Raw genomic sequence first — 6757 nt, 5'->3', positions numbered from 1 at the left:
CAGCACGTTTCCACCGGAAAAGGAGAAAAAAGCCCCCAGGCAGCCCCAACCCACCCCCTGAAAAGGGTCCATCAGGTGGGTCAGAATTCGATGCAAAAGGTGGGTCAGGATTCAGTGCAAATCAACAACTCGCATTTCTGCCGTGGGAAAAACTGCCAAATGGGTTGCTCGGACTGCTACTCATAGGTATCGGTGCTTCCTCGTTGTGGGATAGCCCATTCTGGAGTCGGCATGGCTTGATTGGGTTGGGGTCATTGATTGCAGGGGGGCTGATGGTTGGTTTTGCAATTAGAAAATTGCTTGTAGAACCCCGGCCAGACTCGGATGTAGCCGATCAGAAATGACGTTAGAACTGATCAGGCCTTCAGCGCCCGCCATGTGCGGGCGTTGTTGTCTGTACTGTTTGGAGGCTGTTTGCCGGGTGCCGACGGATCAGCGTGGGCCGTCATCTTGCTGTGTACAGCTTGTAAACAGTTTTTCTTTTGAAAATCAGAGTGTTACGACAATTCTATTGTGTCTTGTATACAAGTCCGGGTGCCGAAAATTGACAATTTCCATTGTAAATTAAATGGTTAAACGCACCGCCCAGATGCGTAAGGTGTATAGGGTTTTTAGCGTTAAGGAAAGGGTCGCTGAGGGCATCATATTGCCCATTCCGTCGACCAGAAATCACTCGCGGGGTGTCCTGATTACACGATCAAAGCTGTGCCCGATCGAAAAGTGCCCTGAAAAACCACTGAATCCGGGGGCGTCGTAGCAGCGTAGAGGATAGAAAGAGGAGGCTCGCCAGGAACTGTGCATGCCCACGGCCAGGACGTACCGCGCTGTTCGTTGCTCCTTGCTGGCGCTACGGGTTGGTCATGACACTTTGCTGTGCTGCCAATCTTGGGGAGCTTCAACGCGCGGGGCCCGGCAGCGGGCCGCCATCAATCGCGAAGAAATGGATATTGACCAGGTGGTGGCGGATGGATTGGCTACGATGAACCGGTGGATTGCCCATCAGGACCCATTGAGTACCACGGGCGACGACTTGAATATGTGGGTCTGCATGCGGGTCCGGTTTTTGATTGACGCATAAGTTCTTTTGAAGACATGAATTTATGGTGTTTTTGTGGCGGATGATCCCTCCGCCACGCGGCTGGCATGCCGCATTGTCGTTACAACACGCAGGATCACCCGGTTTTTTGCCAAGGAGTACAGTGATGAGTATGACACTGCTAGACCTGGATAAAGTCCGCAACCAGCTCGATGCCTGGGAAATTGAAATCAATCAGGAGTTGCACGACCCATCCACCGATGAATTCCAGCACGAGATGCGCACCCGCCACGGTACGCAGATCAAGGCCTGGATCAAGGAGCTGGAACACGAGCGGGATCACTTGCAATCCAGAGAGAGCAAGCCCAACGGCCACGCCAATGGCCGGTCCGAGTCTGATCTGACGCCGCCGCGATTACGTCATGGCGCCGATGCCGAAACCGTGGCGCGTATTTATTCCGCCATGGGGTATCTGCGCAGCGAGATCGGCCCGGGCTGAAAGGGCGCTTGCGCAAACAAAATGGCCGCTCGCATGCGGCCATTTTTTGTGGGCGCTTGGCCGATGTTCAGGCGACGGGCCAGCCCATGCGCCGCAAGGTTTTGCCCATCAGCCAGGCGGGGCCGATCAGCAGGTAAGACAGATCGGTAAAGAAAGAAGGGCGCCGGCCTTCGATGGCATGGCCGACAAACTGGCCGATCCACGACAGGATGAACAGCGAGATCGCCAGCATGAACGCCGCTTGCTCACCCAGTGCGGACATTGCCGCGCGCGCAAGCAGCGCATTGAGTGCCAGCCAGAGCAACATGGCAAAACCCAGCCGCACAGAGAGGCGGGTATAAAACCCCAGCGCGGCGGCGGCGGCGAGCAAGGCCCAGAAACCGTCGATCCCGGTGGGTGAGGGCACCAGCCATAACCACATCATCACGCACCACAAAATGACCGGTACGCAGATCCAGTGGATGGTCTGGTTGGTGGCGTTGCGATGATCACTGCTGTAGGCGTCGAACCACTGGCCGGCCGTGCGCATGGGGCGGGGTATCCTGAGACAAGAGATCAGGAAAGTGTAGGCAGGGCCGGTGGCGCCTGCCTATGCGCAGTGCAGCACGACCGCGTTTGAAACGACAGTCGTGCCCGCTGCCGCGGTCTGCGGCTAGAACAGTACGAAAAAGCCATCCAGAAAATACAACACACCGACAAGGCCGATTGGCAGGGCGGTCAGCCACAGTGCCTTGCGTTTGAACAAACCGGCAATGGACGACACCAGAATGGCAACCTGCAGGAAGATCACGGCCAGACCAAACGGTTTGCCGTGGCGCTGGGCGTCATCACGCTGGGCTTCCAGTGCGCGGGCAGAGGCCTGGATGTTGTCTTTTTCTTCGCTGTATTGTTTGACCTTGGCGTCGTAGTCGGCAATGCGGCTGGCATAGGCCGTGGCCGCTTTGCTGTCGGTCGGCAGGGCATCGCGTTGCAGGGCCAGGTTATCGCGCTGCACTTGATACAGGTTCAGCTTGACGCCCTTGGCCTGGTAGTAGGCCCACTGGTCAGAGGCCTGGGCCTGGCTGATTACGCTGCGGGTGGAGTAACCGCCGCCCTTGAAGGTGGACAGCGTGGCGCACACGGCCAGAATGACGGTGGTCAGCGCCAGGTAATTCAGCCATGGGTCTTTCTTTTCTTCGCTCATGTTCGTGTCTCGATCAGATCTGCGTCTTTTTTGTTGAACGGGTCAAATATCGCGGCAGATTCTGGCGAGGGCGAGGCATTCTGACTGTAACGAGGTGTTGCAGGCGTGAACCGCACGACAAAGGGGCGCCGCAGCGCCCCTGGCAGCTTGATTCGCAAATGCTCAGAATTCGCGAAATGCCTTGTGGCAGGCGCTGCAGCTGTCTTCCATGGCGGAAAACTGCGGGCGGATCTTGTCGGCGTCGCCGGTAGCGGCGACATCCTTGAGCCGGGTTACGTTATCCAGCAGTTTGTCCTGTGCGGCATGAAAATCTTGCGGATGGCTCCAGATGCTGGCTTTGGCATCGGTCTTGCTGTGATCATTCTGGTCTGGCGGCACAAACAGCGGCCACGGCTGCTGCGCCAGTTGCTGGAGTTTGTCTGCGTTGCTGCGAAAGGCCTGGGCGTCCCATGCTTTGGCGCCCTTGAGCATGTCGCGCATGCTCTGGCTGGTGCGCAGCATTTCCTTGAACACCTGTTTGCGTTTGTAGACCGGCGAGTTCGGGTCTTCATGCGAGCAGGCGGCGAGCAGTACGATCAGCAGGGTACAGGAGCCCGTCAGGCGGGCCAGAGAGAGCTTGGTCATGGTTGGGCGTTCAGGCAGAACATTGAAAATGATGTCACAGGCGGGCACAACGCAACCGCCACCACTGGCGCCACGGCCGTAACTGCCGGCGGGTCCAGCGGCGCCATCGTGCCACAAAGAGATAACCGCGCCGATAAAGACGCACGGTGCGCAATACGGGCCGGCATGCGCGCTCGACGACGGCAACCGAGCCGAATTCCAGCGATTTGAGTGTCACATACAATACGGCAGAGGCCAGCCAGTGACCCTTGGCCAGCAAATACACGCAGATCAACCGGGGCGGGTTGGTCAGCAAAACCGGCACGATGAAACAGAGCATGGCCTGGAAAGGTGTGCGGGCGCGCAACCAGCGCATGACCCCCGCGCCCCAGCGGCGCCATACCGGCCAGGCCAGCAGCCATTCGGCACCGCGTCGCAGATGCAGCCACAGCCAGCTTTGCAACGCCAGCAACAGCGCAAACGGCAGCACCCACCAGCGGCGCTGGAGAGGTCGGGCGCTCATGCGATAAAACAGAGAGTGGCCTGCATGCCTGCATATTAAACCGGGTCCACCGCCCTGGCGCGGTGAACTGCGGGCACGGGCAAAAGAAAACGGTACACCGGCAAGCGCCGGGCACCGTTCCAGTCAAAATGAAGCCAAGGGGATTGCACCGGTCTAACGCGTGATCTGCCGGGCCAGATGACACAGCGCACAAAAAAGCGGGTCAGGCGCGGCGGGCGTGTCCACCGGATACAGGGTCTGGCCGTTGTGTCGGCACGCTGGTTATTTGCCGCTCACAAACAAGCGCCAGAAAGCGCAACAGGGAGACAACAAGATGGATCTGGACGTATCGGTAGAAACAGGCGAGAAACGCCTGAACCAGTGGGTCGGCATGGCGGTGCTGGCGTTTTCGGTCATCCTGGGTATTGCCAAAATCAAGGATGACAATATCGTGCAGGCCATGCAGCTTTCCAAAATGCAGGCAGTGGATACCTGGAACCAGTATCAGGCGACCAAACTCAAGCTTCATCTTCTTGCAAACAGCGATCTGCTACTATCTGCCCTTTTGCCCGGTGCCAAGGCATCTGCCGCGCATGCGCAGCTTGCCGGCGAGTCTGCGCATTATCAGGCCGAGTTGCCGCAACTCAAGGCCAGCGCAGAAAGCCAGGATGCGGGCTACAACAAACTGAACTATCGTGACGACCAGTTTGACCTTGCCGATGCCATGCTCAGCATCGCCATGGCGCTGGCCGGTATCACGGCCCTGACGCGCCTGCGCTGGATGTTGATGGTCAGCGTGGCATTCGGGGCGGTAGGCACACTCTTTGTGCTGGCCGGTTTCAATGGCTGGCAGTTGCACCCGGACTGGATCGTCAACCTTTTGAGCTGACCGGCCGCCACCGGGGCGACAGGTAAGGAGCGTCTGGACAAGTCTTGCCGGCATTCAGACGGGCTTGCGGCAAAATGATCTGCAGGGCGTGGCGCGGTCGTAGCGGGGCTACGGCCCGGATTTGGCGCCGCCGCAGATCACTCGCTGCAGCCTGAATGTAAGCAGGGGACGGGTTCAGGGGCTCGAAAAAGGCCGGCATTGCCGGACCGCATCAAGACAAGGCTTATAACAATGATGAATCTGAACCGCTTTCAGTACCTGCCGCGCCAGGTGGTTGAATCTGGCAACCGCTGGGACTGGGCGCTGTTGCCGCTGGTGCTCTCGGCGCTGGTGCTGCTGGGTTACGGCGCCTCGCAAATGGCCACGCCGTATCAGGTTGGCCAGCCGCTGCCGATCTCGCTGAATCCGGAATACCTGCCGTATTACCTGTTGCGCACCATCTTGCGCATGTTTATCGCCATGGGTGCGTCGCTGGTGTTTGCCTGCGTTTTTGCTGCGCTGGCGGCCAAGGTGCGTGCGGCAGAAAAAGTGCTGGTGCCGATGCTGGACATCCTCCAGTCCATCCCGATCCTGGGTTTTCTGTCGATCACGGTGACCGGTTTCATTGCGCTGTTCCCGGGTAATTTGCTGGGCGTGGAATGCGCGGCCATCTTCGCCATCTTTACCTCGCAAGCCTGGAATATGGCGTTCAGCCTGTATCAGTCGCTGAAAACCGTACCGACCGAACTGCAAGAAGCGGCGCGCGTATTCCAGATGTCGGGCTGGCACCGTTTCTGGCGGCTGGAACTGCCTTTTGCCATGCCAGGCCTGCTGTGGAACATGATGATGTCCATGTCGGGCGGATGGTTCTTTGTGGTGGCGTCCGAGGCGATTTCTGTCTCTAACCAGGACATCAAACTGCCGGGGATGGGCTCTTATATTGCCGAGGCCATTCAGGCGCAGAACCTGCATGCCATTGGCTGGGCCATTCTGGCCATGCTGATCGGCATCTTGTTGTACGACCAGTTGTTCTTCCGCCCGCTGCTGGCTTGGGCGGACAAGTTCCGTTTTGAAGAAAGCAGTGGTGCCACCGCGCAATCGTCCTGGCTGTTGACCTGGCTGCGCCGTACCGACCGCATGCAAGGCTCGGTGCGCTGGCTGCTGGCCCTGATTGATCGCAGCTTCAAGTATTTCCGCAAGAAGTACGACGGTACTTCGATCATGGCGCGCACGTCTGCCCGCAACCAGACCGCAGAACGTGTGTTTGATGCGGTGATTGCGGCGTTGACCATGTTTGCCATTTACCGGCTGGGGCATTTCATCCTGAGTGAAGTCGGCCTGGGCGAGGTCGGTCACGTGTTCCTGCTGGGGATTTACACGCTGATCCGCGTCATGGTGCTGATCGCGCTGGCAGCGGTGGTCTGGGTGCCGATCGGGGTGTGGATCGGCATGAACCCGCGCTGGGCAGACCGTTTGCAGGCGGTGGCCCAGTTCCTGGCGGCGTTCCCGGCCAACCTGGTGTTCCCGCTGGCGGTGGTGATCATCGTCAAACTGCATCTGCATCCGGATATCTGGCTGTCGCCGCTGATCATTCTGGGCACGCAGTGGTACATCCTGTTCAACGTGATTGCCGGTGCGTCCAGCATTCCGACCGAGCTGCGCTACGCCGCCCGCAACCTGGGCCTGACCGGCTGGCTGAAGTGGAAACGCTACATGCTGCCGGCGGTCTTTCCCAGCTTTGTCACTGGCGCCATTACTGCCAGCGGCGGCTCCTGGAACGCCAGTATCGTGGCTGAATACGTCACCTGGGGTAACACCACGCTGGAAGCCCATGGCCTCGGTAGTTACATCGCCCACATGACGGCGATAGGCGACTTCCCGCGCATTGCGCTGGGCATTGGCGTGATGTGTATTTTCGTGATGAGCCTGAACCACTTCCTGTGGCGCCGCTTGTACCGGATCGCCGAAGAACGCATGCATTTCTGATGCCTTTGCCGGGCGTCAGACTTAAACCAAACACACTGCTGCAACACCCCACGCTACGTGGCTAGCGTAGAGGAGAAAAC

Annotated in this window: 8 protein-coding genes; 4 read left to right on the top strand and 4 right to left on the bottom strand. The window is 58.7% G+C overall.

Annotated elements, in window-relative coordinates:
• Both IEX57_RS21270 and IEX57_RS20945 read left to right on the top strand, forming a co-directional pair.
• A partial coding sequence (locus tag IEX57_RS21270) for a hypothetical protein (RefSeq protein WP_229709176.1) occupies positions 1 to 344 on the top strand: 344 nt, incomplete at its 5' end.
• An 858-nt stretch (positions 345 to 1202) separates the two neighbouring features.
• Entirely contained in the window at positions 1203 to 1535 is a 333-nt protein-coding gene (locus tag IEX57_RS20945) for a hypothetical protein (protein ID WP_188707242.1), read from the top strand.
• 67 nt (positions 1536 to 1602) lie between these two features.
• Here the strand turns inward: IEX57_RS20945 and IEX57_RS20940 are convergent, their stop codons facing one another.
• The 4 genes from IEX57_RS20940 to IEX57_RS20925 form a co-directional block, all read right to left on the bottom strand.
• Positions 1603 to 2064: an Mpo1 family 2-hydroxy fatty acid dioxygenase gene (locus tag IEX57_RS20940; RefSeq protein WP_188707240.1), complete on the bottom strand. Its 462-nt coding sequence runs from the start codon at positions 2062 to 2064 to the stop codon at positions 1603 to 1605.
• A gap of 123 nt (positions 2065 to 2187) precedes the next feature.
• Positions 2188 to 2718, bottom strand: a complete 531-nt coding sequence (locus IEX57_RS20935; RefSeq protein ID WP_188707237.1) for a DUF4337 domain-containing protein — start codon at positions 2716 to 2718, stop codon at positions 2188 to 2190.
• A gap of 162 nt (positions 2719 to 2880) precedes the next feature.
• Positions 2881 to 3342: a c-type cytochrome gene (locus IEX57_RS20930; RefSeq protein ID WP_188707235.1), complete on the bottom strand. Its 462-nt coding sequence runs from the start codon at positions 3340 to 3342 to the stop codon at positions 2881 to 2883.
• A 34-nt stretch (positions 3343 to 3376) separates the two neighbouring features.
• A complete protein-coding gene (locus tag IEX57_RS20925) occupies positions 3377 to 3844 on the bottom strand; it encodes a hypothetical protein (protein WP_188707233.1) in 468 nt (155 codons plus the stop codon).
• 313 nt (positions 3845 to 4157) lie between these two features.
• Here IEX57_RS20925 and IEX57_RS20920 point away from each other — a divergent pair, with 313 nt between their 5' ends.
• Positions 4158 to 4712, top strand: a complete 555-nt coding sequence (locus IEX57_RS20920) for a DUF4337 domain-containing protein (RefSeq protein WP_188707231.1) — start codon at positions 4158 to 4160, stop codon at positions 4710 to 4712.
• Between the two features lie 231 nt (positions 4713 to 4943).
• Positions 4944 to 6677 carry an ABC transporter permease gene (locus IEX57_RS20915; RefSeq protein WP_229709174.1) on the top strand — a complete coding sequence of 578 codons (1734 nt, stop codon included), beginning with the start codon at positions 4944 to 4946 and terminating at the stop codon, positions 6675 to 6677.
• Positions 6678 to 6757 lie beyond the last annotated feature (80 nt).

The organism is Silvimonas iriomotensis, from assembly GCF_014645535.1.
Classification (GTDB): domain Bacteria; phylum Pseudomonadota; class Gammaproteobacteria; order Burkholderiales; family Chitinibacteraceae; genus Silvimonas; species Silvimonas iriomotensis.
This window is presented reverse-complemented; position numbering and strand designations above follow the sequence as displayed.

What these genes read in the sequence shown, in the direction of transcription:
- IEX57_RS20945 (WP_188707242.1), top strand. Translation starts at nt 1,203, where the DNA reads ATGAGTATGACACTGCTAGACCTGGATAAAGTCCGCAACCAGCTCGAT.
- IEX57_RS20940 (WP_188707240.1), bottom strand. Translation starts at nt 2,064, where the DNA reads ATGCGCACGGCCGGCCAGTGGTTCGACGCCTACAGCAGTGATCATCGC.
- IEX57_RS20935 (WP_188707237.1), bottom strand. Translation starts at nt 2,718, where the DNA reads ATGAGCGAAGAAAAGAAAGACCCATGGCTGAATTACCTGGCGCTGACC.
- IEX57_RS20930 (WP_188707235.1), bottom strand. Translation starts at nt 3,342, where the DNA reads ATGACCAAGCTCTCTCTGGCCCGCCTGACGGGCTCCTGTACCCTGCTG.
- IEX57_RS20925 (WP_188707233.1), bottom strand. Translation starts at nt 3,844, where the DNA reads ATGAGCGCCCGACCTCTCCAGCGCCGCTGGTGGGTGCTGCCGTTTGCG.
- IEX57_RS20920 (WP_188707231.1), top strand. Translation starts at nt 4,158, where the DNA reads ATGGATCTGGACGTATCGGTAGAAACAGGCGAGAAACGCCTGAACCAG.
- IEX57_RS20915 (WP_229709174.1), top strand. Translation starts at nt 4,944, where the DNA reads ATGATGAATCTGAACCGCTTTCAGTACCTGCCGCGCCAGGTGGTTGAA.